Source organism: Undibacterium sp. YM2 (assembly GCF_009937975.1).
Taxonomy (GTDB): domain Bacteria; phylum Pseudomonadota; class Gammaproteobacteria; order Burkholderiales; family Burkholderiaceae_D; genus Undibacterium.
The window spans coordinates 2,087,849-2,112,214 of sequence record NZ_AP018441.1 but is presented as its reverse complement, the minus strand read 5'-3'; the positions used below and the strand labels follow the sequence as shown (position 1 = coordinate 2,112,214).

Genomic DNA, 24,366 nt, shown 5'->3' with positions numbered 1-24,366 from the left:
CAGCACTACCTTTTTTGCAATCGCCATTTTCAATCAAGGAACCACCATGTCCACAGAACTAACCCTGCAAACAGCACGCCAGCGCGGCCAGGAACAAGCCCTGCCCTACGCCGGTGCAGTCAGCCCGCAAGAAGCCTTTGCACTACTGCAAAATGACAGCAAGATATTACTCGTCGATGTACGCACCAATGCCGAGCGCGACTGGGTAGGCAGGGTGAACATCAACGAAGCCCAACACCTGGCCGTGCAATGGAGCCTCTACCCAGGCGGCACACCCAACCCCGACTTTCTCGCACAACTGCAAGCCAGCGTGCCCGACAAAGCCAGCACCATCCTCTTCCTTTGCCGCTCAGGCGTACGCTCGCGCCATGGAGCCAAGCTGGCAACTGAGAACGGCTACACCAATTGCTACGACATCCTGCAAGGTTTTGAAGGCGACAAGGACGAGCAAGGCCACAGGAAAACCGTAGGCGGCTGGTGCCAAAACGGCCTGCCATGGCTGGGCGCCTGACTTAATACATAGCAAGATTTACAAAAACCAAGAAAAAAGCTTCCATAATGAAGTTTGCTTTGCTAGAATAGCGGACTTCGCTGTTACGGCAAGTTTTAGCGAATGCAGGAGAGGTGGATGAGTGGTTTAAGTCACACGCCTGGAAAGCGTGCGTAGGTTTATCCCTACCGGGGGTTCGAATCCCCCCTTCTCCGCCATGAATATGAAAGCCCTTGGATGATTCCAAGGGCTTTTTTGTTTTGACTCACTTTGTGCCAACAAAAAACATTGGAAATAATTTGCGCTCTCACGCCGCAATCAATATTGACAAAATCACGCTCATTCAAAGCGACCGCACCTCATAACACTGACTACAGCGATGAAGAAGACGCCCTCATCGTCCCTCTGCTCGATTGGCTAGCAACCCGCCAGGCAGACCTGTTCGGCAACGACGACAAAGCCAAAGGCATACGCTTCATGGTCGATTTCAACAACCGCAACAGCGGCGATATCACAGTCTGGAGATTAGGCTAACAGAGGGCGTCATCTTCAAACAAACCGGCACCAGACCAGACATCGCCCACGCTGGCCAAGTCACACCCACGCCAGACTACACCACCTACTAATGGCAACTATACACGGAAACAAGCTGCTGGCAGAGTGGCAGGTAAAACCCATCCCACCCACATAATGCAAGATAACCTCACCGCACTAGAAACTTGGGCTAGCAGGTGGCTAGAAAAATTCGGCATCACCCTCAACAACAGCCGCGGCGCTAACCGTATCGCCATCAACTTGCTTAAGGTCGCAAAACTGGCCATGCTGCGCAAACTCCCTATACCCACCATGGCCGTTCTGCGCAAATCCATCATCGAAAGCAGGACGCCACAATGCCAACAACCACCAAAACCCTGACCACCAAAGAACGCCAGCTCGTAGAAGCAGCCCACCAGTCCGCCCTAGCCGGGCTAAGAACAACAACCCACCCAGTAAAACGGCAGTGTCTGCTTGAAGAATTAACAGACTGGTGCGCTCTGCTGGGCTAGCCAATAACAATGAAGTCAAGCAATTAAAATCAAACATCATCCAAGAAGACGACCAGATTCAAACAGAGAAAATGTCAAATATTGTATCAAATATATCAACTTGTATTGCTACATTTACATATTAAATATACATTGAAAAATTAAATGAATTAACCAAGAAGGAAAATATATGAGGTCATTTAGCGCACTTGAGAAAAAACTGATTACTCGTATGATCGAATTAGATGAAAACGTTGGTGCGTTAAATGTACTTGCGAATATTTTTAACTCGACTGATGAATCATTACGTTTTCCAGAACATCTTTATGTTGCACTCAAAGCAGAAAATGATGTGTCGATTTACATTAAGCAGGATGTGCTCAACGAAAGCGGTCTAAATTGGTTAAATGAAGTTGAGGGAAAAATATCAAGGACGCTGCTCCGCTGTGTTGCCTTGCTTGAATATCTTGAAGGCGAGCGTTTGGCATATTTCATCGGTGATATTGAAATACCTCACCTCGGTCAATTATTTGATGGCGCTCCATATATAGAATCTGAATTGTTAGATCCTGAATTACAATCAAAAGTTTATAAATATTCCAGAAAACGAATTTTTGTTTCAGAGACTTTACGGATGCTAGTAAATAATGGATATAAAACCGACGAGGAACTTCGCCATGAGAAAGAAATTTCGTCAATCGAAAAACAACTTACATTTACCAGAGCTGCAGTTTTAATCTCGTTCGTTGGCATTGCAATTTCTATCCTGGTACCGAATTTAGTGACCACAGTTGTCGACATAAAAAATCAAAAGATTGTTACCGAACTTAGCCCGACAACAATGAGCGGTACACAAACCTTGATTAACGAGAGTATCAAGCCGATAGTTAATGAGCTGATTAACACTCAAAACAAGTTGACAGAAATATCCAATGAATTACATCGCGCATCGGAAAAGAATCCACAAGCTGCGCCAATTGCCTCGCCGGCAAATACCGCACAGAAATATAAGGAACATACCGAAGTAAAATAGCCTGCGTATATGAATAGCCCTGCATATTCGCACGCACGATTATGAGGTGGTTATCAGAACATAGTATTGCATTGCAATGGTTAGAGGAAAAAATGAAGTTGTAGCCAGCATAGTTAGGAACCGCCTAACAATCGCACTATAAGTTACTAAGTCTCATAGCCCCCTCCCCGCGTGACTGGCTAGCCCGGTCACGTCACCATAGTCGGCATGGAATTCACCCTTGCCGACTTCTCCCGCCGCCTGCAAGATATCGTCCGCTTTGGCAGCATTGCCGAAGTCAAGCACAGTCGCGCACAAGAGTACAAGAGTACAAGAGCACAAGAGCACAAGCAAGAGCAGGGTCAGGTTTTTCATTCATGCATTTTAAGGCATTCATCGTACGGGGAGTGTTCCAAAAAAGTCGAGGCAGATTTCCTTTTAGCGGTACGAACTGCATTAAGAGTGCATCGGTATTTGGCGAATCACCAACAAACTCATATGTGATTTCAAGTATTTAAACAGCCTTTGATCACATTTAATCTACCCCAATTATTGGAAGCCGCGTCGATGATTTTATTTCGCGCATTGCCAAGCTTGAGTGGATCATGCTGATCCCAGGGATGACGCGCAGGACGTTCTCTACAAAATCGCTGTAAGCATCCAGGCTCTCTGCCACTACTTGCAGCAGATAGTCCGCCTCACCCGTGACCTTGTGGCAGGACAAGACTTGCGGGTGTGTCTGGATCACTTCCTCGAAATGCTTGATGGATACATCGGTGACGATCACAAAGCTCACCTGGACAAAAGCCAGGACATCGAGGCCCAGTTTGCGACGATCCAGATTGGCCTGGTAGCTGGTGATAAAGCCTTCCTGCTCCAGTCGCTTTAGCCTACGCCAGCAGGGTGTCACGCTTAGCGAGACATGTTCAGCCAGTTTGGGATTGGACAAGGTGCCGTCTTGCTGCAAAAGACTCAGGATAGTTCGGTCTGTATCGTCCAGGTCCAGATACTGTTTTTTTCCGTTCATTTCTAATAACTCCTCAATTTCTCCTGCTCAAATCATACTTCGCGCTAACATGGCCGACAAAGCTAATTTGCTTGAGTAGAGATAAATTGAGTCTATTAACCCTTTATTTCATTAATTTTTAGTCTGTTCTTCTAATTATGCGTCATTCCACATCCTAATAAAGCACAGCAATTCCATCTGCAGAGCGCCATAATAATTTCTACTTCCAACGCTCAGGCAAATCAAGATGCTCACCATTTATAGCGATAAACACCGGCTGCACCATGGCACCGAACTGAAAGATGGGGTTTTAAAACCTTGTGTGGAAATGCCTGACCGCGCTGACACTGTGCTGGCGCGTGTGCGTAGTGCAGCTCTGGGTGAGATCATGGCACCGCACGACTATGCATCGTCTTCATATAGCACTGTGCATAGCGAGCGCTATGTCAGTTTTCTTGAAAATGCGTGGTCCAGGTGGGTAGCTGCCGGGCGCTCGCATGATGCTTTGCCGCTGATCTGGCCGGTGCGTGATTTGCGTAGCGATATCGAGCCTGATCATATCGATGGCAAACTGGGGTTTTATGCGATGGATGCTGGCGTGCCCATCACTGCAGGCACATGGGAAGCGGTGCGCACCAGCGCCAATCTCGCCTTGACGGGGATGGAGGCGATCGCAGGTGGCACGTCCAGCGCCTTTGCCTTGTGCCGCCCTCCTGGTCATCATGCTGCAGCAGAGTACATGGGTGGTTACTGCTACCTGAATAATGCTGCCATCGCTGCACAAGGCTTTATCGTCAAAGGCGCCAAACGAGTCGCTGTGCTTGATGTGGATTACCACCACGGCAATGGTACTCAAAGTATTTTTTATGACCGTGCCGATGTGCTGTTTATTTCGCTGCATGGTGACCCCAAAAATTCCTACCCGTATTTTCTGGGTCATCGTGATGAACAGGGTCACGGTGCTGGCATGGGCTTTAATCACAATTATCCGCTACCGCACGGCACTGCCTGGGACACCTACAGCATCGCGCTGGATGATGCCTGCAGCAAGCTGGCTGCGTATGCGCCTGATGCAATCGTGATCTCGCTCGGTGTTGACACTTTCAAAGACGACCCTATCAGTCAGTTCAAGCTGGAAAATCAGGATTACCTGCGCATGGGTGCAGCCATTGCTGGTATCGGCAAGCCCACTTTGTTTGTGATGGAAGGTGGCTACATGGTGGATGACATCGGCGTCAATGTAGCCAACGTATTGCTGGGTTTTGAAGGGCGTCGATAATTCCTTGACTACACAACGCCGCACGAAGCTTTTATGACTCAGCTACAATCCCACTAACACTTGATTGCCTTTGAGCTTGAATCCATCCCAGGATATTCATGTTTCAGATGCACTCTCTAGTCGACAACCCGGATCGATTGAATCGGCATGGTTCATTGATTTACGAGTGGTCTACGTGCGCGCATTAACGCCTCACGAGTTACACTTGTGCGAGCTAGCACCGAGTACTTTTCTTCTTCCGCCAAAAATCGTTGATGCGATTTAGTACCCACCCAACTATCAATATAGTGCCCCATTTCTACGTGCTGATCTGACAATTTCGCATAATTGTCACCCATGATGTATATCGTACCCGTTACCGCTTTACCTAAAAATGTGGTGTCCACAAATCTGAAAACAGAAACCTCACGAAATCGTTCAATTTGCCCAATCTGAAAATTTTTCACGTCACAATAGCTACACCATGCATCTTCAATTTCACCGGCAACATAATAGAGGGTCATATGCTCGTCGTCTGGCTCTAATATCAAGCTCACTTGGGATGCCAGGTCATATGTTACATAACTGTTTTTCAGATGAAATCTTGAGTCTTCTTCCAAAAATAGATCCGTCATACAGTTAAGACAGAGCCTGATTGTGGCTTCATCATATGTAATCATCTTAGATGCAATCATAAGTGAAATTACCTCTTCAGCCGTAAGCTCTGACATCTTGCTCATAAAATGAATCCCTCATTCTTGGGTAAAAATAAATTACGCACTAAAGAAACTGGAAGGCGCAAAAAAACATTGATAAGCGACACTGAATTCTTATTCCGCATCAGGCCAGGCAGCCACTTCTTCTTCGCTCAAAGTATAGGCGGGGATATTGGCGCTAATGCCAGGACTAGCGCCTGAGTATCTGCCCCAGGTCTGAGAATTAACCCAGGATGGGAGCGAAGCTTTCACAATTTCATCTCTGGCGATAATATTATCGTATCCGTCACCAAGTATATATATTGACCCTGTTACAGCATTGCCTCGATAAAGTGTACGGACAAATCTGAACACAGCAGCCTCACGGTACATCATTAACTGCCCCAATTGAAAATGATGAATACCATTAAAAGCATACCAAGTCTCTTGAATCTCCAGTTCAAGCCATAATAGCTTTTCAAAATAAGTGTCTTCTGGTTCAACAACCAAATTTACGAGCGACCCTAAATCATCTGCAACGAAGCTTTTTTTAAAATGAAGTGTTGAACCATCAGCACCAAAACTACCGCTTAGATGGTTTGCACATGATCGAATCTCCCGAAAATCATGCGGAATTTTCTGAGTAACTACTAAGAGTGAAATTATGTCTTCTATCATTAAAATGCCTTGCTATTTTTGTGATTTTTTTCGAAGTCATAACCTTGTCACGTTTAAAGTCTTCGTATATCCGATTAATAATACATAATCCTGTGCATGCTGTGCATTCAACTGAATTCAACATTACACAGTTCGACCACCATGCAATATCCCAAGTTTGCATGCAGGGCATGCCTGCCCATCTTCAAATTCAATCACAATAGATTCAACTCCAGTGCACTTGATGCAAATCAAATCTGGCAAGTAACGACCGTCGCGCAATGCTGCCTCAAACAAAATATGTTGCCCTGTACCTTTCCAGTTCCAGATCCTTGGTAGTTTCTTTTTCGCTTGTTGCTTAGTCTGCTCCTCTTGCACGCATGTACATAATTCCAGCAATTCAGCCACGCCTGGCCCCCTAGGGTTCTCGGTCGGGAAGATATAGGGCTGCAAGCATTCTATACAGACTGCCTCGAAAAACCCACGTATCTCGGGAACAAATCCACGAGTGTCATAACTATGATTGCTTTGAAAGAAAAAATCACATGCACTACAAGTGGTTACGCGGCCCCAGAGTGATCCCATTGTTTTTCCCAAAAATATGATTTTTTCGATATTCGTATTATGAACTTTGCTTGCAGTATGAAGGCTTAAAATGATCAAAAGTATGTTTTCGAATAAGCATATATCAGTATAAGGCCGAGCCAAATTTCTTGACCGACAGCAATATTGGCTCTAGTATTTCCCACTGCGTCAACAAAGCCAAGTATGCTCTGCTTCAAATAGCTTGAAGTATTTGCTACCCAGCTACCCGGAATACAGCACTACCCACCGCAAGCCACATGCAGATGATGGCGTCCGAATACTCAATCACTTCAACCTCTATCACGCGCAGTTATTGCGGGTGAATTAATTTAAGGAGCCGAATGGACCATAGCATTTCTTTGATCACTACCGTTGCTGCCGCTTTTGCGGGGGCGCTTGTTCTTGGCTTTATTGCCGAGAAAATCAAGGTACCAGCCCTGGTTGGCTATTTGCTGGCGGGAATCGTGATTGGCCCTACCACACCTGGCTTTGTGGCTGACGTGCATATCGCATCGCAGTTGTCAGAGATAGGTGTGATGTTGCTGATGTTTGGGGTAGGCTTGCATTTCTCGCCTGCTGATTTGCTGGCGGTGCGGCGCATTGCTATTCCTGGAGCGGTATTGCAGATGGGGATTACCACGGCAGTGGGTATGGCGATTGCGTCGTGGTGGACCTGGAGTGTGGGTGGCTCATTGATATTTGGTTTGTCGCTGGCTTGCGCCAGTACAGTGGTGTTGTTGAAGTCACTGGAAGCGCGCAATCTGCTGAGCACCATGAATGGCCGCATCGCAGTGGGCTGGCTGGTGGTGCAGGATTTGGTGACAGTGCTGGTACTGGTGTTGCTGCCACCATTGGCAGGAGTGTTGGGGAGCACAACGGCAGTTGTCGAGAGTACGACGCCACTGTGGATGACGATAGGTAAAACCCTGTTGCAGGTGTCTGCCTTTATTGCCTTGATGCTGGTGGTTGGCCGTCGTGCTTTGCCCTGGTTGTTGTGGCAGGTGGCGCGTACGGGTTCGCGTGAATTGTTCACGCTGTCGGTGGTTGCATCTGCCATTGGTATTGCTTATGGTGCGTCGGTGATATTCAGCGTGTCGTTTGCGCTGGGCGCATTCTTTGCTGGTACGGTGATGCGTGAGTCAGAGTTCAGCCATCGTGCAGCGGAAGAATCACTGCCCTTGCGTGATGCGTTTTCAGTTTTGTTTTTTGTGTCGGTGGGCATGGTATTTGACCCTGCGATTTTGACGGCACAACCTTTGCGCGTGCTTTGCGTGGTGGCGATTGTCATACTGGGCAACTTCTTTACTTCTTCTGCGCTGGTGATCTTGTTGCGTTACCCGCTCAATACGGCGCTGGCGATAGGTGCAAGCCTGGGGCAGATAGGCGAGTTCTCCATCATCCTGGCTGGTTTGGGTTTGTCGCTGGGCTTGCTGCCGCAAGAGGGCATGAGTTTGATACTGGCGGGGGTGCTGATTTCCATAGGCTTGAATTCTTTCTTGTTTGCGCTGATAGGGCCACTCAGGAAATGGGCCTTGTCGCATTCTGATCTGGCGCGAGAGCTTGATCAAAGACAGGACCCCTATGCTGAATTGCCAATGACGACTGAACGTAAATATCTGGAAGGCCAGGTAGTGTTAGTGGGTTATGGCAGAGTTGGCCGCCGTATTGCCCTGGCCATGGATGAGCGCGGCATCCCTTATGTGGTGGCTGAACAGAACCGTGAAGTGGTCGAAGATTTGCGTAAGAAAGGCATCGCCGCTGTCTCTGGTAATGCCGCCGACCCGGCAGTGTTGATACAGGCGCATATCACCAATGCAGCGATGCTGGTGGTGGCAACACCAGACACCCTGAATGTGCGACAGATGGCAAAAACTGCGCGCACCCTGAACCCTGGCATTGAAGTTTTGTTGCGCACGCATAGCGAAGACGAATCCATACTCTTGCGCAAGGAAGAGATAGGCGATGTCTTTTATGGCGAAGAAGAACTGGCAAAAGGCATGGCTGTGCACATAGTCAATCGCTTCAAGCCTATGTAGTTTCTTTGGAAGCCTCTTTGGGGGCTTCTTTAGTCACGTCTTTTGCATCCTCAATAGCAGTTGGCGGCTTCTTCTTCGCATGACGTGCACCATTCCACCAATGGAGCGGGCCCAGCAGGCAATAGATAAATCCTGACCATGTCCCCTTGTCGTTGCTGACTGCCACGATCAATACTGACAGACCGGCAACCGCCATATTGACGAGATTGCCCCCCATGTCTGACTGCAATTCAGTGAGTTGTTCAAAGTCGAGATTAAATTTCTCACGCAGGCGCCAGGCATGTTTATGCATGAGAAAAAAAACAAAATTGACTGCGATGATGCCGGCACCATAAATAGCCATCAGTTGCCTGATTTCTGACACTGAAGAAAAATTATCGTTGTTGGCTCTCCATATCCATGAGTCAAACAAGCTGGCAAATAAAAACTTCAAGGGATAGACGTACAAGAGGATGACGAACAGCAAGGCGGTGTTCAGGCTGATCATCCATAGATCAGTCAACGGAAAGCGCTTGAAAAATTTGCCGTGCTGATACCACAAGACCATCAGCAAGACAAAGGCCACGCCAAAGGCGATAAATCCATGCATCAGGTGGAACAGTTCATGGGCAGATTTGGGCACTTCCAGCGACACCACCAGCAGGGTCACGGCAAAGGCAAACACGGCGTCGCTGAAACCTTCTAGCCTGTGCAGGGAGATAAAACCTTGATGCTTGTGATGAACGGTATCTGACACGATATTATCCTCAGCGATGGTTATTTAAACAATTATAACGAGTTCCAGACCGTAAAGGCAGGTCTGATGCTCTGTGTCGCCAAAGTGTTGGATATCGTTCAAAAGGCCGCTGAAGGCTGGTGATATCTCATGCGATGTCGTGGTTTTCCCAGTCAAACCTGTCGGGCTTCTCCTTATCCACGACCAGGCTGCGTATCTCGCTGATGAGCTGTACCAGCCTGCCCCGCTTGCGTGGTGTTTTCAAAGCCGCTGGCAGGCGGCTGAGCCAGTGTCCGTTTGGCCCGATCGGCGCATTGCGCAAGGCAGACAGTTGGCCAGATGTGGGCAAGGGCTTGGTCGATAGCACGGTAATGAAATGATCGAGTTGCGCAGGTGCACTGAACAGCAGATCAAACTGTTCAAATTCCACATGCAGAACTGCATAGCCTCGGTGCGGTATGCAGGGTGGAGCAGCAGGCAAAAAACTGTCTGGCTGCCCTGCTACAGGGATATGCACCCAATAAGCCAGCGGCACGCTGCGCCAGTGGCTTTCAAAACTGAAATGAAATACAGGGATCATATTGCAGAGTTCATATCAAGGATTTGACTTGGAAAACTGTATCATGCCCTGCCGTTTAAATCAGCTTAGTTAGGTAGTAGCAATGGGCACAAACTACCGCAGCTTGTCGTCAAAAAATTTCCTGGCATCTGCTGCTACTTGTTGATGGATGGCAGTACGTTCAAACCCGGCAGGGTCTATGCAAACCTGACGTGCAGCTAATTTGCCTAGCATATTGCACTCTGCCAAAAAAGCATAGTGGGTTACTGCAGGCAGTGTCAGCAGGCTGCTGCCAGCGATATTTGCAGCATAGACCTGGGCATTAAATTCTGGAATAGCCTGATCATCAGCAGCCCCCACCACGATGCGTACAGGGACTTTGATAGCAGCCATGCTGTCTTTGGTCACTACCCTGCCCATGACAGGTGCCATGGCATACGCGGCCTTGATCCGGCTGTCGCTGTAGTCTGCGCCAGATTTGGCAATCTCAGCCTTGACGCGCTGGTTTTCTTTAAGCAGCGTCTGTAAGTCTTCATGGCTAAATTTGGCTTCTGGTGGCAATGTGCAATTTGGGTTGCTTGCGTATTTGCCGCAGAATTCCTGCCACTGTGCATAACTGATCCTGCCACCTACACTGGCAAGTGCGCTATAACCACCGATAGAAAAACCTGCCACGGCAATGCGCTGGGTATCAATACCAGGGCCGATAGCGGGGTCTGCCAGCAACTTGTCGATGAGCACTGACAAATCATGCGGCCTGTCCCACCAGACGACAAAGCCTTCGAGCCGGGTATGCTCTTCATATCCGGTATTACCGTGGTGATTGACGGCAGCGACTATATAGCCGTGTGCTGCCAGGCTCTCGGCGAACCAGGCGACGGATGCTGCCGAGCCACCCGTGCCATGTGAGAGCAGGATCAAGGGCATTTTCCCGGCTGTGTGCAGCATGGGTGCATCTATCGCATTGCGGCCCGCCTTGAAGATGGCCACGTTCCAGTCTTTTTCTACCGTACCAGCCTGGGTCGGATACCAGATTGCCGTTGCCAGGGGACGCGCCTTGTTACCCGTCCAGGTCAGGCGGCTGGCATCTTCATATTGCACCAGCTTCAGGCCTACAGGATAAGGTTTGTACTCCGCCCCGGCGGCCATGACAGAGAGGCTGCTTGCAGCGAGTAAAATCAAGGATGTTAAGCAGTAGCGAAGAAATGACATCATATTCGTGAACTCCAAAAAATGGGCGCAAAAATGCAGCGGCAGCAATGTGCCGTTGAGCATGCAAAGAATTGTCGCGACCTGACTCAGGTCATAAGGCTGCCTCAGTAAGGCATGTCAAAGAGGAATAACCGGGATGCAGATGTCACAGTCAAAGATGCCGGTTCCCGGGTCAAAACAGGCATCGGGTGAATAGTATTCAAAGCAGGGTCGGGCATCGATCTGATAGCCGCTGGCAGGCAACCAGTCGCGCAGGAGGGCAGCCCAGGTTTCACCGATTTCAGTGCTTCTGCCTTCGAAGTGCAGTGAGGCATATTCTCCGCCGGGTATGCTGGTCAGCAAGGCATTTCCGGGTACGGGGGCATTTTCTGGCAGTTCAGCTCCAGCATCATAACGGCAAAGCGCCGGATCAGTAATGCTGGGGTCGTCATGACTGATGCCATAGCGCGCCCTTGTGAACAAATTATGTGTTGCCATCCACGGTGACACAACCTCTGCCCAGAAGCGGCCGACATCTGCGCCATAAGGCCCTATGTGGCGCAGGTAAGCGATATTGACTGGTTCTCTGTGTATTAATTTAACGTCCATGCTGGCCACCTGTTTTAAACTGGAAGAGACCCCATTATGAAATGACGCATAAGACTGGACCTGATCATTATTGCTTACCGCTTGATTATTCTTGCTATTTGCGCGCTGCAAATCAATTTGATATTGCCGCCAAGCCGCTGGCGTATAAGCAAACCGGTCTTTGAAGGCGCGAGTAAATGCCTCAGCCGAACCAAAACCGACAGACAAGGCAATCTCCAGCACGGGTGTACCAGCTTGCGCAAACAGGCGAAATGCTGCGGCTTCGAGGCGGCGACGACGCACATAGTCGCCCAGGCGTTCGCCCATCCAGGCAGCAAACAGGCGGTGGAAATGATACGGTGAAAAATGTGCGACCCCGGCCAGCACCTCCAGATCAAGTGGCTGATCAAGGTGACGGTCTATATGTTCCAGCACCCTGTGCATGCGCGCCTGGTAATGTGACTGATGCTGGGATGCCTGAGCATTTTTCCCTGCTGGAAGCTGGCTCAAGTTTATACTCCCGCCCCGACTTCCCATTCCATGTATTTGGCCGACGGCTCGAACCCTTCAGACGCATATAAAGCCTGGCCATCTTCAGTGGCATGCAGCCAGATTGTTGCAAAGCCCTGTTCACGGGCATACCGCATGGCCTGTTGCAATATCTTTCTGGCCAGGCCTTGCTTGCGATATTCTGCCATGGTGTACATATTGAGCAGATAAGCATCCTTACCTGCGACGTTACCCGGATACGGTGGGCGGATGAAGATGGCGAGTGAGCCGCAGGCAACAAGATGTCCATCTGCCTCGGCTACCCAGGTTTTGCAAGCCCCATTTTGCAAGGCATCGCTGAAGTAGGCTCTGGTCGATTGCAACAAATCCTCATCGACACCTTTGCCATTATTAAAATCGACCAGCTTGTCGAACAGGCGCATGCGCAGTTGCAGGACTTCTTCAAGATCAGCAAGCCCGGCCTCACGAATTACAATAGTCATCAATACTCCTCTCCGGTAATGCAGAGTGATGGAATGCAGGTATCTGTTATGCCTGCTCAAATGACTATTTTAAAACATCCGTGTGGGCCTCACTTAAATATGCATCCCTCTGTTATGTTGAGCGTCGCAAAGTAATTGCCTTTTCCGGACAGGCCTTCACGCATAAACCGCAAGAGCGGCAGGCATCGGCATTGGGAGTATAGGCTACCTTCATACCATGTACCCTTTGCTTGAGTTGTGCCAGCAAACCCAGTTGTTTGTAGTCTTCGGCGGCAATGCGGCGAATTTCAAAAACGTTTTCCGGGCAAACTGGCACGCAATCAGCCTTGCCTTCACACTTGCTGAAGTTGACGACAGGGATGATGATGCCTGGTTCTTGTTTGCAAACCACTTCCTTTGTCGTCTGCATTTCAAGCCTGCTCATGCTTGTTTTCAGGCTTGTTGTCAGGCGGACTCTCAGGCCTATGGCTGTTATTATCCTGATGATTGCGGCAAGCCTGGGCATAGGCTTCATCCCTGTGCCTTCTGCGACCAAACATGCCGTGCTGGAATTTCTCTCTTTCTTCTGGCGTCAGTTTTTCCCAGCGACGATGCCAGTGATGTTCGCCATGTTTATGCCAGCCACCATGTCCACGCATGCCGCCAAACAGGATTTTACTGAGCACCAGCAAACCCAGCGCTTGCAAAAAATCGATGCTGCGGGCACCGACAAACAAAGCTGGCATGAGCCAGTTCCACAACAACATGACTACCCAGCTCAGTGCGCTGATGCCAGCGATCACTACCACCATGATTTTTAATACTCTAAATCGCATTAACATATCAAACTCCTGTCTTAATTAAATTCTTCCAATAAGTCTTGCAGGCGCAGGCGCAGATGCAAGACGGCATAGCGCTTGCGCGCCAGCAAAGTGTTAACGCCCAGGCCAGTAGCGGCGGACATTTCCTTAAAGCTCAGCCCCTCAATTTCATGGCGTATGAAGGCATCGCGCTGCTCTTCAGGCAATTCATCCAGGGCTTCATACAAGGCTTCCAGCATGACATTTCGTGCATACGCGGCCTCCGGGCCTTCATCTACGGATGGCATGACTCTGTCGAGCCAGGCCTCATCCTCACTGCCCTCCTCTACATCAGGCAGGGCGACTTCTTTTTTCTTGCGAAAGCGGTCTATGATGCGGTTGCGGGCAACCCTGAACAGCCAGGCACCAACCTGTTCGATAGGCTCCGGCAGGCGATAAGCCTCGACCAGCTCATAAAAGACATCTTGCAAAATGTCCTCTGCCTCGCTGGCATCTGCCACGCGCTTGCGTATGAAGCTACCCAGTCGCCCACGTTCGCGCCTGACCGTTTCAGCAAGGTCTTTGTTCTGATCAGCCATCAGCTCTGGTGGGTTATGTGTAGTCTCCATGCCTGTGAAGACGCGCAATAAGGGCGAATATTGCAGATACAGGCAAAATAATGGGCAAACACTAGCATATCAGCGCACAGGATAGAGAAAAAGTTATCAAATAACAATTTATGTCTAACGTAGCTTGCCGGAATAGTATTGAGAATTCAAAAGAACAGGCATGTGCTTCAACCTGCCTTTTTCTCGCTCTCGCTACTTAATTGAGGAGCATGCAGGGGAATTACAAGGATGAAACGGGTTCCCTCTTCTGGTTTGCTCTCCAGCCGTATCTCACCACCCAGCACGCCAGTCACCAGGTTATAGGCGATATTCATACCGAGGCCAGAACCGCCCTGCCCCAGTTTGGTCGTGAAGAAGGGATCAAAAACACGTTTTTGTATTTGCTCTGTCATGCCTATGCCATTATCGGCAAAGATGATTTGTACCTGATCATCAGGCAGTAATTGCGTGCTCAGACGCATTTCGCCAGACTCACGTCCTTCAAATCCATGCGTCAATGCATTAGTCATGAAATTCGTCATGATCTGTCCCAGCGGGCCTGGGTAACTGTCCATGCCTATGCCGGGTGCCAGTTCAGTAACGAGATGATAAGGCGTGTTTTTATACATGGGTGCCAGTGTCACGATGAGTTCTTCCAGCGCCACTTTCAAATCAAATTGTCGCCTGTGGTTGCTTGACTGATCAACTGCGACTTGCTTGAAACTGCCGATCAACTCGCGCGCCATGCCGAGTGTGCGCATGAGCAAGGCTGTGCCAGTCGTTGCACTTTCCAGATAATGATCAAGCACCGAGCGCTTCAACTTCCCATCATTGATATCGCGCACCAAATCCCTGGTCTGGTCCTGCAGGGTGCTGGCCACGGTCACACTGTTACCTATGGGCGTGTTCAATTCATGCGCGACCCCAGCCACGAGTGAACCCAGGGCTGCCATTTTTTCTGAACGCACCAGTTCATCCTGGGTGTGTCGCAATGATTCCATCGCTGCAGCCAGTTCGGCATTGGCTTGCTGCAGATTGAGTGTGCGCAACCTGACGCGCTCTTCCAACTGTGCCGTCATTTCACGAATCTCCTGCTCTACCTGAACTTGCCTGGTCACATTCAGCAAAGAAAAAATGCACATGGCCTTACCATGCATTCTGATCAGTCTGGCTGACAACAGGAAAACCACTTCCTCCCCAGCCTGATCCCTGATGCGGACTTCCAGCTGATCTATCTTCTTCTCGCGCCCCAGGTCTTCATTGAATTTCGCCCGCAGCTCAGCTTGCCGGATGATGCCCATCTCCAGCGTCGTGCGGCCTACTATGTCCTGTCTTTGGTAACCGAGTTCCTTGAGCCAGACATCATTGACTTCGACTATGCAATCGGTTTCGACATCGACCAGCCCCAGAGGTATAGGCGACAATTGAAAGAGTGTAGAATATTTTTGCTCGTTCTCACGCAATAGTGATTCTGCGTGCAGGCGCGCAGTTTCTGCACTGAGCTCCTGATCGATATTGCGTGAGGACAGTAGCAGATAGGTTTCATCCCCGGTCTCAAACTTGGAGCCTGAAACACGGCAATTGCTGGTGTAGCCCTGCTTATGGCGGAAGGCGATTTGCATATTCCTGACTTCACCATGCAGCCGTATCTGCCTGATCAGTTCATCCCTTTGCTCAGGTTTTTCCCATAGCTGTATTTCGTTTGAGGTATGGCCTATCGCTTCTTCCCTGGTGTAGCCAGACATTGGTTCCCAGTTGCGGTTGACATCGACATATTCACCTGTCGTCATCCTGGTGATAGTCAGGGTATCGGGCACAAGTTGAAATACGGTTGATAGCAATTTCTCGCGTTCCTGAAGATCACGCTCGGCCTGTTCCTGCAATTGCTCGACCTTGCGCAGGGCCGAGATATCTTGCATGGCATAGGCGATGTAGGGCTCACCACCAACATCAAAGAGCGTGCCCGAGATCAGTACGTGGTAAGCGTGCCCCAGCTTATGTCTGTACAGGCCCTCGAAATTATTGATCTCGCCATCACGTCTTAAGGTCGCCAGCATCTCAGCGCGCCGGCTGACATCCATCCATAAATTCAGTTCCAGCGAATAGCGCCCCAGGGTCTCTTCTCTGGAATAGCCGGTAATAGTTTCCCAGTGACGATTCACATCCAGGTAACGGCCATCTTTTTCGCGACAGATAGCCAATACATCTGGCACCATCTGGAAGACTTTTTCAAACAGGGTTTCACGGTCTTTGGAAAGACGCTCTATATTTTTGCGCTCTTCCATTTCCTGTTTCAAATTATCATTCATGCGCGCAGCATCATCTTGCTGGCGCAACAAAGCAGCAACCAGAAAAAGCATGCCTATGGCCAGGTCCAGCAATGTCGAGGCTTGTAAACCAAGCACAAGATATTCTGGCTGGTTTTGCAGGAATGGCGAGCCAGCCAGATATGCACCTTTGAAGCCCAGGAATACGCCGAGCAGGATAAATCCCAGCACGTGTTTTTCATTGCGAGTACGCAAAAAAGTCATCGAGGCTCCCAGCATGACCACACCGGCAGCCAGGTAAACTGGCAGCATGCGCCACAATGAATGAACCGCAGTCAGTGACGTCATCAACAGCCAGAGAACTGCAATCGCAAAGCTCAACATGACGGGCATGACAAACACGGTGACACCGTGGAAGATGCGCGTACCCGCCCACAGGTAACAGATATACCCAGACAAGAAGACATCTGCAACCAGATTAAAAACCGGGCTCTGTGCATCACCAAGAAAATGGCATAGTTGCTGCATGACCAGGCAGGCATAGGCCAGCGCCCAGCACCTGCTGGCCCTGGGATGCAAATGTAAATACTGGATATAGAACAGCACCAGCATGATCAGGAACGAAGTGACCAGTGAAGTCACCATGGCTGCGGGAAGATAAGTGGGAGGCATAATGGAAGACATAATGAAGACGTAATTAAGCTACCCCTACTGCCTGTGCCAAAAAACTTCGAGCCCCGTACCCGTTCTCGATTCAGGTGTGCTGCCTTGTAAAGTTGTGCTCCAATACCAGGACCAGGCCAATAGCATGGAACTTGCCTGATTTTGCTGTATATTCAGCGATAGAGCTACAGTTTATGGCGTAAATAGTAGCACCGAACATCAGCACAATCGGTGAGGAATATCAATTTATGTTACGTCCCAGTGTTGCAATAATCATTATTTAACATTTTCCATTTCTTTGGTCTTGATTATGCAGTCTGGTTCACATAAGATTGAATTGGAACTTACTCAAGCAACAGGGAGCACGCTGATGAAGAATCAACACAGTAGAACACCCGGCTTGTTACAAAACGATCTTTTTCGGGCACAAATGACTTGTAACATTTTGGCAAACAATGAAAGATCGCCATCGCTAGGTATATATTCACATTTGGGAAATGATTTAGTTTCTGACTGTGCGCTCGGTGCAAGTCAGGACGATGATGTCATTGATTTTATTGAAGAAGATGAAGAGTCTTTACAGCCCAAGCTGGACTTGCATCCCTGGAAAATTCTGATCGCAGATGATGACAGCAATGTGCACGACACGACCTTGCTGGCATTGAGCGGCGTTAAAATCCATGGCAGGCCATTGGAATTTATCCATGCCTATTCTGCCAAAGAAGCGCATAGCATCATACGCTCTACTCCTGACATTGCCCTGATCTTGCTGGATGTGGTGATGGAAACTGTTGATGCAGGCTTGAAGCTAGTGAGTGTCATCCGCAATGAAATGTCACTACCAAATTTGCGCATCGTTTTACGCACAGGCCAGCCGGGTTATGCACCTGAGCAGCATGTCAGCGAGACCTTTGCCATTGATGGCTATACTACCAAGTCAAAATTGACACGCTCACTGCTGATTTCTGTGCTCAACGATACGCTGGCAAATAGCCACGACAATCCCGAAATACCGAATTAGCATTTGTTTATGCAAGCGGGGCATGACTGGGGCCAGTTTTCTGGCCCCTTTTTTATGCATCAACAAAAATCATGAGGCAAAAATATTTGCCAACAGTTTAGCGTTGCTATTCTGCATCGGGCTGATTAGCCGGTGCTGCCTTGATAAAGGCCGGATGCTCATTGCAAGCCTGATGTATGCGCATGATAGTAGGCATGCTAGTTAAATCGCAATTAAACCTTTGGGCATTGGCGATTTGCGGTATCAGAAAACAGTCTGCAAATCCGGGCGTGTCGCCCAGACAAAAACGGCCGGTACGATGATCGGCAGCCAGTTTTTGTTCCAGTACGGCCAGGCCGGTTTCACACCAGTGACGGTACCAGGCATTCTTTTGTTCATCACTGACTTGTAGTGTCCCTGACAGATATTTCAAGACCCGCAAATTATTAACGGGATGAATTTCACAGGCTATCGACAAGGCCAGCGATCTGACATGAGCACGATCCAGAGCGCCGGACGGCAGCAAGGCGACTTCAGGATACACTTCATCAAGATATTCAATGATCGCCATCGACTGCGTCAGTGTGGCGCTTTCACCGTCCAGTTCGTCCTGCAATGCAGGTACGAGCCCATCCGGATTCAAAGCACGGTAAACAGGCGTCAATTGTTCACCGCCATTTTTTACCAGGTGAATCGCTACCTGTTCATAATCGAGCCCCTTGAGATTAAGGGCTATCCTTACACGGTATGAAGCAGAACTGCGAAAATAACCATATAGTTTCATGATAATGCCTACACCATTTTGATTTTCAGATCACTCAAACCTGTGATCGAGGCTTCCAGCAAATCGCCGCGCTGTACAGCTGCCACACCTTCTGGTGTTCCTGTATAAATCAGGTCGCCGGGTTGCAGCGTATATAGTTCAGACAGACAGGCGATGACTTCTGCCAGGCTCCAGATCAGCTTGCTGGTATCACTATTTTGCCGGACTAGTCCATTCACATCCAGACGTATGTGGGCTTGCTCTATGCCTTGCACGGTGTCTGCCCTGTGGATCTGGCCTATGGGCGCAGAAAAATCAAAACCCTTGGATGTACACCAAGGCCTGCCCTGATCTTTGGCTTCGGCCTGCAGATCACGGCGTGTCATGTCCAGCCCGACTGCATAACCCCAGATATGGCTGAGTGCATCCTCAGTGCGGATACTCTTGCCGCCCTTGCCTATGGCGACGACCAGTTCGACTTCATGATGCAGATTGACGGTCATGGGTGGGTAAGGCATTTCGCCGACGCTACCCTGCTTGACGGGCAATACGGCATCAGCCGGCTTCATGAAGAAAAATGGTGGTTCACGCCCTGACCATCCCATTTCTTTGGCATGCTCTACATAATTCCGTCCTACACAGTAAATCCTGTGCACAGGGAAATAAGCTGTGCCACCAGCTATGGGTACAGCAGCCTGCTGTACAGGTGGGAAAAGGTAATCCATATCTGCTCCTGATTTCTGATACCAGACAGTATTATGGCACTTTCATTCAGTCTCTGTCACATGGAGCAATTGCCATTCAGGCTTGCCAAAGCCATATTGAATGACACTGGTTATAATGCATGAACAATAGTGGAGCCCAATAATATGAAAACCTGCCTGCATCCCAAATACCTGATTCCCATAGAACCACGTGCCACTGTCCTGAGCGGGCATGCGCTGGTCATGCAAGATGAAAAAATCCTGGCCATACTCAGCAGTGCTGAGGCACGTCTGCAGCACCCTGATGCACAGCATGTGGAATTGCCTGAGCATGCCGTCATACCCGGCATGATCAACCTGCACGGCCATTCTGCCATGACGCTGTTGCGTGGCCTGGCAGATGACCTGAGCCTGATGGACTGGCTGCACAATCATATCTGGCCGGCCGAGAAAAAACATGTATCAGAAGAATTCGTCTTCGATGGCAGTGTGTATGCAATGGCAGAAATGCTGCGCGGTGGTACCACGACCATCAATGATATGTATTTCTATAATGATGATGTGGCACGTGCGGGCCTGCACACAGGCATGCGCACCGTGGTCGGTTGCAGTGTGCTTGAGTTCCCTACCGGCTATGCAGCCGATGCTGATGGCTACCTGGAAAAAGCACTGGCTTCACACCAGGCATTCAAGGGGCAAAGCGGTGTATCTTTCCGCCTGGCTCCGCATGCGCCTTATACCGTATCAGATGCGACTTTCAAAAAGATAGTCGCGCTGGCGGATAAGCATGACATGGGCATACACTGCCACATCCATGAAACCATGGATGAAGTGAATGACAGTATTCGCGACCATGGCATGCGCCCTTTGCAGCGCCTGCACAATCTGGGCTTATTGTCACCGCGCCTGATTGCCGCGCACATGGTCCATGCGAATGAAGATGAGATCAAACTGCTGGCACAACAAGGCGTGCACATTGCCCATAATCCCGCCAGTAACCTGAAGCTGGCTTCTGGCTTTGCCCCCATTCATGCCATGCAAACTGCCGGTGTCAATGTAGGCATAGGTACCGATGGCGCAGCCAGCAATAACAAACTGGATTTACTGGGCGACTTGCGTATGGCGGCATTGCTGGCAAAAGCTGTGTCCAGCAACCCGACAGCCTTGAATGCCGGTAATGCGCTGGAAATGGCAACGCTGGCAGGTGCCAAAGCGCTGGGCATGGATCAGCAAATTGGCAGCCTGGTAGCAGGCAAGCTGGCTGACGTGATTGCGATAGACCTGTCTGCCGTTGAAACCCTGCCGCTGTTTGATCCTGTCTCGCAAATCGTCTATGCCGCCGGGCGTGAACAGGTCAGCCACGTCTGGGTCAACGGGCGCTGTCTGATGGCTGATCGAAAACTCCAGACCGTGGATGAAGGCCAGCTCAAGGACAAGGCAAGATGGTGGCAGCATAAGGTTGCTGCAGCCTAGGTTTTCAATGTCAACATATCAAATTTTGATCTTCGTATGAAACCAGTAAACTCAATTTTTAAACTCAGCATTATCAGTGGCTTGATCGCAGGCGGCAGTCTGTTGCTGGCGAGCGCCCAGGCAGCGACTCCTTTGACGACAATCGCTGAACAAAGCGGTTTCAAAAAAACCGGGCGCTATGAAGAAGTAGAAAAACTCTGTCAGGCTTTTCAAAAAAACTATCCCAAGGAAGTACGCTGCCTGGAATTTGGCCGCACACCAGAAAACCGCCCCATGCTAGCTTTGCTGGTGACACGCAGTGGCGCGTTCACACCTGCACAGGTAGCAAAACAAGCTCTGCCGGTGACCCTGATACAGGGCGGCATACATGCGGGTGAAATAGATGGCAAGGATGCAGGCTTTCTGGCATTGCGCGAGATACTGGACAATAAAGTCGCACCACATGTGCTGGACAAACAAGTGCTGTTATTTGTCCCGGTCTTCAATATCGACGGGCATGAACGCTTTGGTGCCTGGAACCGCCCAAATCAGCGCGGCCCCGAAGAAATGGGTTGGCGCACCACCGCGCAAAACTTTAACCTGAACCGCGATTATGTGAAGGCAGATGCGCCTGAGATGCAGGCCATGCTCAAACTGATCAACACCTGGGACCCGCTGGCAGTCATTGATTTGCATGTGACCGACGGTGCCAAATTTGAACATGATATTTCGATACAGGTCGAACCTATCAATTCAGGCGATGCAGCCCTGCGTGTAGCGGGTAAAAACTTGCGCGATAATGTTATCGCCGATCTGGCGAAACAGGGCTCGTTGCCGCAGCCTTTTTATATGTCTTTCATGCGTGAAGATGATCCCATGTCAGGCTTTATGGACAGCGTGCCTACGCCACGTTTTTCCAGCGGTTATCCAGTTTTGCGCAACCGTTTTGGCATGCTGGTGGAAACCCATTCCTGGAAAGACTATCCTACCCGCGTTCGCATTACCCACAACACCGTAATATCAGTGCTGGAGCAAGTCGCAGCAAATGGCGGGCAATGGCTGTCTCTTACCAAAGCGGCAGATAAGCGTGCTGCGCAGTTGGCTGGTCAAAGTTTGCCGGTTACTTATAAGACGACAGAAAAAACCAGGGATATAGACTTCCGCGGTTATGCCTACACACGCACGATGTCTGATATTTCTGGCGCATTGATGACGCGCTATGATGAAAGCAAACCACAAGTATGGACAGTGAAGCTGCGTGATGAGATTGTGCCGGATGCGCAAATAACATTGCCCAAGGGCGGTTATATTGTACCTGTCGCCTACAGCAAAGCCGTCGCAGAAAAATTGCAGCAGCATGGCATAGAGTTCCGCATTATCAATACCGACTTGAACGCCCTCTCTGCTGAGCAATTCGCTACCAGCAAGGCCAGCTTGCAAGCGCAGTCATTTGAAGGACGGCAAACCTTGAAGCTGCAGGGAACATGGCAAAACCAGACGCAAAGCCTGCGTAAAGGTGCTTTGTTCATCCCTGTTGCCCAGGCAAAGGCCAGGTTGGTTGCAGGCTTGTTTGAACCGCAGGCACCCGATGCACTGGTGAACTGGGGCTGGTTCAATGGCGCTTTTGAACGCAAGGAATACATGGAAGCCTATGTGGCTGAAGATGTCGCGCGCGAACAGTTAGCCGCTGACCCGCAATTGAAAGCCGCATTCGAGAAACGTATTGCTGAAGATGCCGAATTTGCCAAGAGCGCATCTGCGCGCCTGGAGTTCTTTGCGCAACGTCATTCGTCATGGGATAAGCGTTATCAGGTTTATCCTGTGTTGAGGCTGGATTTTGTTCCTCAGTAAAAGCTTGCGATCCGCCACATGCAGACATCTGCATGTGGCAGCTGTTTTAATGAAAGAACAGGTAGGCAACAAAAATCGCTGCAACCACACCAGCAAAATCAGCCAGCAAGCCCATGGAAATCGCATAGCGGGTCTTGCGTATGCCGACTGAACCAAAATACAGGGCGACAATATAAAAGGTGGTGTCAGCCGAGCCCTGAAAAATGCAGGTCAGGCGGCCAATAAATGAATCCACACCATATGTCTTCATCGCATCCACCATCAACGCCCGCGAGCCTGAACTGCTGAGCGGCTTCATCAAGGCTGTCGGCAAGGCAGCGGTAAAGTCAGTGTTCAGACCCATCTGCGTGAACAACGAGGTAAAGCCGGAAACGATAAATCCGAGAATGCCTGAATTGCGCAAGACACCGATAGCGACCAGCATGCCCACCAGATAAGGAATGATGGTCAGCGAAGTCTGTATGCCGCCTTTGGCACCTTCAATAAAGGCTTCATACACATTCACTTTCTTGCGCATGGCACCCAGCATGAAGCTGATGATAATGGTGAATAGCAAAAGATTGGCGCTGATTTTGGAAAACACTTCAATGTCAGTACGACTCATGTGCTGACTCATATACCAGACCAGGGCAACGATAAAACTCGTCAAACCACCCAGCCAACTCATGATCACCCGGTCAAACAAATTAATGCGCTGCCTGATCGCAACTGCAATCAGGCCCACGACGGTAGCCACGTAAGTGGCAATCATGCAGGGGATGAAAATGTCTGAAGGGTCTTTTGCCCCCAGCACCGCACGCTGGGCCATGATGGCAAGGGGAATAAGGGTCAAGCCGGAGGTATGCAAGACCAGGAACATGATTTGTGCATCACTGGCTTCATCCTTGCTGGGGTTCAGGCTTTGCAGGCTTTCCATCGCTTTCAGGCCAAAGGGCGTAGCAGCGTTGTCCAGGCCCAGCAGGTTTGCTGAAAAATTCATGACCATATGGCCGTTAGCCGGATGGTTTTGCGGCACACCAGGAAATATCCGGGCGAAAAAGGGGCCAATGATTTTGGCGATAAAATCTATCGCGCCGGCCTTTTCACCTATATTCATGATACCCAGCCACAGTGTCATGACACCCGCCAGCGGCAAGGCTATGTCCATGACACCCAGGCGAGCTGACTCAAAAGTCCCGTCCATGATGCGCTTGAATACTTCTACATCGCCCAATATCAACCATTGCGCCAGGGCAGCAATAAAACCAATCAGAAAAAAACCTGTCCAGATATAGGTGAGTAACATGGCATTCAATATGGGGTAAGTGTGCAGGCTTTTTATCATGAAAAGCTTGCGCTGTAGTATGAAAATTTCATCCAGCGCCATAAACGCCCGGCATGGGACATGCCACCAGCCTGTAACATCTGCTTGCAGTTTTGTACGGACATACACAAATTGCTGTCAGCCGCATCGCCCTGCGCCGCGTTATA

At 49.7% G+C, this 24,366-nt stretch carries 26 protein-coding genes and 1 tRNA gene; 10 read left to right on the top strand and 17 right to left on the bottom strand.

Annotated features, from left to right (window positions below; genetic code table 11):
• The first annotated feature begins 46 nt into the window (after window positions 1-46).
• From UNDYM_RS09500 to UNDYM_RS09480, 5 genes are all read left to right on the top strand, one after another.
• Entirely contained in the window at window positions 47-511 is a 465-nt protein-coding gene (locus tag UNDYM_RS09500) for a rhodanese-like domain-containing protein (RefSeq protein ID WP_162040835.1), read from the top strand.
• 107 nt (window positions 512-618) lie between these two features.
• Window positions 619-708: transfer RNA gene (locus tag UNDYM_RS09495), tRNA-Ser, on the top strand.
• A gap of 106 nt (window positions 709-814) precedes the next feature.
• A complete protein-coding gene (locus UNDYM_RS09490) occupies window positions 815-1,024 on the top strand; it encodes a phage tail protein (protein ID WP_162040834.1) in 210 nt (69 codons plus the stop codon).
• A gap of 156 nt (window positions 1,025-1,180) precedes the next feature.
• Window positions 1,181-1,405, top strand: coding sequence for a hypothetical protein (locus UNDYM_RS09485; RefSeq protein WP_162040833.1), 225 nt, complete (start codon window positions 1,181-1,183; stop codon window positions 1,403-1,405).
• A gap of 300 nt (window positions 1,406-1,705) precedes the next feature.
• Window positions 1,706-2,548, top strand: a complete 843-nt coding sequence (locus tag UNDYM_RS09480) for a hypothetical protein (protein ID WP_162040832.1) — start codon at window positions 1,706-1,708, stop codon at window positions 2,546-2,548.
• 153 nt (window positions 2,549-2,701) lie between these two features.
• Here the strand turns inward: UNDYM_RS09480 and UNDYM_RS09475 are convergent, their stop codons facing one another.
• Both UNDYM_RS09475 and UNDYM_RS09470 read right to left on the bottom strand, forming a co-directional pair.
• Window positions 2,702-2,902: a hypothetical protein gene (locus tag UNDYM_RS09475; RefSeq protein ID WP_162040831.1), complete on the bottom strand. Its 201-nt coding sequence runs from the start codon at window positions 2,900-2,902 to the stop codon at window positions 2,702-2,704.
• A 160-nt stretch (window positions 2,903-3,062) separates the two neighbouring features.
• Window positions 3,063-3,554 (bottom strand): Lrp/AsnC family transcriptional regulator, encoded by a 492-nt coding sequence (locus UNDYM_RS09470; RefSeq protein ID WP_162040830.1) that lies wholly within the window; start codon window positions 3,552-3,554, stop codon window positions 3,063-3,065.
• A gap of 226 nt (window positions 3,555-3,780) precedes the next feature.
• Between UNDYM_RS09470 and UNDYM_RS09465 the strand changes: the two genes are divergently transcribed.
• Window positions 3,781-4,812: a histone deacetylase family protein gene (locus UNDYM_RS09465; RefSeq protein WP_162040829.1), complete on the top strand. Its 1,032-nt coding sequence runs from the start codon at window positions 3,781-3,783 to the stop codon at window positions 4,810-4,812.
• 152 nt (window positions 4,813-4,964) lie between these two features.
• Here the strand turns inward: UNDYM_RS09465 and UNDYM_RS09460 are convergent, their stop codons facing one another.
• From UNDYM_RS09460 to UNDYM_RS09450, 3 genes are all read right to left on the bottom strand, one after another.
• A complete protein-coding gene (locus tag UNDYM_RS09460) occupies window positions 4,965-5,531 on the bottom strand; it encodes a hypothetical protein (protein ID WP_162040828.1) in 567 nt (188 codons plus the stop codon).
• 90 nt (window positions 5,532-5,621) lie between these two features.
• Window positions 5,622-6,164, bottom strand: a complete 543-nt coding sequence (locus UNDYM_RS09455) for a hypothetical protein (RefSeq protein WP_162040827.1) — start codon at window positions 6,162-6,164, stop codon at window positions 5,622-5,624.
• A gap of 123 nt (window positions 6,165-6,287) precedes the next feature.
• On the bottom strand, window positions 6,288-6,551 hold the full coding sequence (locus UNDYM_RS09450) for a hypothetical protein (RefSeq protein ID WP_162040826.1): 264 nt from the start codon (window positions 6,549-6,551) through the stop codon (window positions 6,288-6,290).
• A 518-nt stretch (window positions 6,552-7,069) separates the two neighbouring features.
• Between UNDYM_RS09450 and UNDYM_RS09445 the strand changes: the two genes are divergently transcribed.
• On the top strand, window positions 7,070-8,764 hold the full coding sequence (locus UNDYM_RS09445; RefSeq protein ID WP_162040825.1) for a cation:proton antiporter: 1,695 nt from the start codon (window positions 7,070-7,072) through the stop codon (window positions 8,762-8,764).
• On the opposite strand, the gene UNDYM_RS09440 is transcribed toward UNDYM_RS09445, so the two are convergent.
• From UNDYM_RS09440 to UNDYM_RS09400, 9 genes are all read right to left on the bottom strand, one after another.
• Window positions 8,757-9,500 carry a TMEM175 family protein gene (locus UNDYM_RS09440; protein WP_162040824.1) on the bottom strand — a complete coding sequence of 248 codons (744 nt, stop codon included), beginning with the start codon at window positions 9,498-9,500 and terminating at the stop codon, window positions 8,757-8,759. The genes UNDYM_RS09445 and UNDYM_RS09440 overlap by 8 nt on opposite strands.
• A 127-nt stretch (window positions 9,501-9,627) precedes the next feature.
• On the bottom strand, window positions 9,628-10,059 hold the full coding sequence (locus UNDYM_RS09435; protein WP_162040823.1) for a hypothetical protein: 432 nt from the start codon (window positions 10,057-10,059) through the stop codon (window positions 9,628-9,630).
• Between the two features lie 93 nt (window positions 10,060-10,152).
• Entirely contained in the window at window positions 10,153-11,220 is a 1,068-nt protein-coding gene (locus UNDYM_RS09430) for a prolyl oligopeptidase family serine peptidase (RefSeq protein WP_162040822.1), read from the bottom strand.
• A gap of 147 nt (window positions 11,221-11,367) precedes the next feature.
• A complete protein-coding gene (locus UNDYM_RS09425; protein ID WP_232063898.1) occupies window positions 11,368-12,327 on the bottom strand; it encodes a GyrI-like domain-containing protein in 960 nt (319 codons plus the stop codon).
• A gap of 2 nt (window positions 12,328-12,329) precedes the next feature.
• On the bottom strand, window positions 12,330-12,809 hold the full coding sequence (locus UNDYM_RS09420) for a GNAT family N-acetyltransferase (protein ID WP_162040820.1): 480 nt from the start codon (window positions 12,807-12,809) through the stop codon (window positions 12,330-12,332).
• Between the two features lie 112 nt (window positions 12,810-12,921).
• Window positions 12,922-13,218 (bottom strand): 4Fe-4S dicluster domain-containing protein, encoded by a 297-nt coding sequence (locus UNDYM_RS09415; protein ID WP_162040819.1) that lies wholly within the window; start codon window positions 13,216-13,218, stop codon window positions 12,922-12,924.
• A 1-nt stretch (window position 13,219) separates the two neighbouring features.
• Window positions 13,220-13,630 carry a hypothetical protein gene (locus tag UNDYM_RS09410; protein ID WP_370529455.1) on the bottom strand — a complete coding sequence of 137 codons (411 nt, stop codon included), beginning with the start codon at window positions 13,628-13,630 and terminating at the stop codon, window positions 13,220-13,222.
• 14 nt (window positions 13,631-13,644) lie between these two features.
• Complete coding sequence (locus UNDYM_RS09405; RefSeq protein ID WP_162040818.1) at window positions 13,645-14,217, bottom strand: RNA polymerase sigma factor; 573 nt, start codon at window positions 14,215-14,217, stop codon at window positions 13,645-13,647.
• A 167-nt stretch (window positions 14,218-14,384) separates the two neighbouring features.
• Window positions 14,385-17,147, bottom strand: coding sequence for a PAS domain S-box protein (locus tag UNDYM_RS09400; RefSeq protein ID WP_162040817.1), 2,763 nt, complete (start codon window positions 17,145-17,147; stop codon window positions 14,385-14,387).
• A 469-nt stretch (window positions 17,148-17,616) separates the two neighbouring features.
• Between UNDYM_RS09400 and UNDYM_RS09395 the strand changes: the two genes are divergently transcribed.
• A complete protein-coding gene (locus UNDYM_RS09395) occupies window positions 17,617-18,147 on the top strand; it encodes a response regulator (protein ID WP_162040816.1) in 531 nt (176 codons plus the stop codon).
• 106 nt (window positions 18,148-18,253) lie between these two features.
• Here the strand turns inward: UNDYM_RS09395 and maiA are convergent, their stop codons facing one another.
• Together maiA and UNDYM_RS09385 are read right to left on the bottom strand one after the other, a co-directional pair.
• Entirely contained in the window at window positions 18,254-18,910 is a 657-nt protein-coding gene (maiA, locus tag UNDYM_RS09390) for a maleylacetoacetate isomerase (protein ID WP_162040815.1), read from the bottom strand.
• A gap of 8 nt (window positions 18,911-18,918) precedes the next feature.
• The gene (locus UNDYM_RS09385; RefSeq protein ID WP_162040814.1) at window positions 18,919-19,614 is read right to left on the bottom strand and encodes a fumarylacetoacetate hydrolase family protein; all 696 of its coding nucleotides are present in this window, start codon (window positions 19,612-19,614) and stop codon (window positions 18,919-18,921) included.
• A 144-nt stretch (window positions 19,615-19,758) separates the two neighbouring features.
• Between UNDYM_RS09385 and UNDYM_RS09380 the strand changes: the two genes are divergently transcribed.
• Window positions 19,759-21,066 (top strand): TRZ/ATZ family hydrolase, encoded by a 1,308-nt coding sequence (locus UNDYM_RS09380; RefSeq protein WP_162040813.1) that lies wholly within the window; start codon window positions 19,759-19,761, stop codon window positions 21,064-21,066.
• Between the two features lie 36 nt (window positions 21,067-21,102).
• Entirely contained in the window at window positions 21,103-22,896 is a 1,794-nt protein-coding gene (locus tag UNDYM_RS09375) for a M14 family metallopeptidase (RefSeq protein WP_162040812.1), read from the top strand.
• A 46-nt stretch (window positions 22,897-22,942) separates the two neighbouring features.
• Here UNDYM_RS09375 and UNDYM_RS09370 read toward each other — a convergent pair whose 3' ends face one another.
• On the bottom strand, window positions 22,943-24,181 hold the full coding sequence (locus UNDYM_RS09370; RefSeq protein WP_162044539.1) for a nucleoside recognition domain-containing protein: 1,239 nt from the start codon (window positions 24,179-24,181) through the stop codon (window positions 22,943-22,945).
• Window positions 24,182-24,366: the final 185 nt, after the last annotated feature.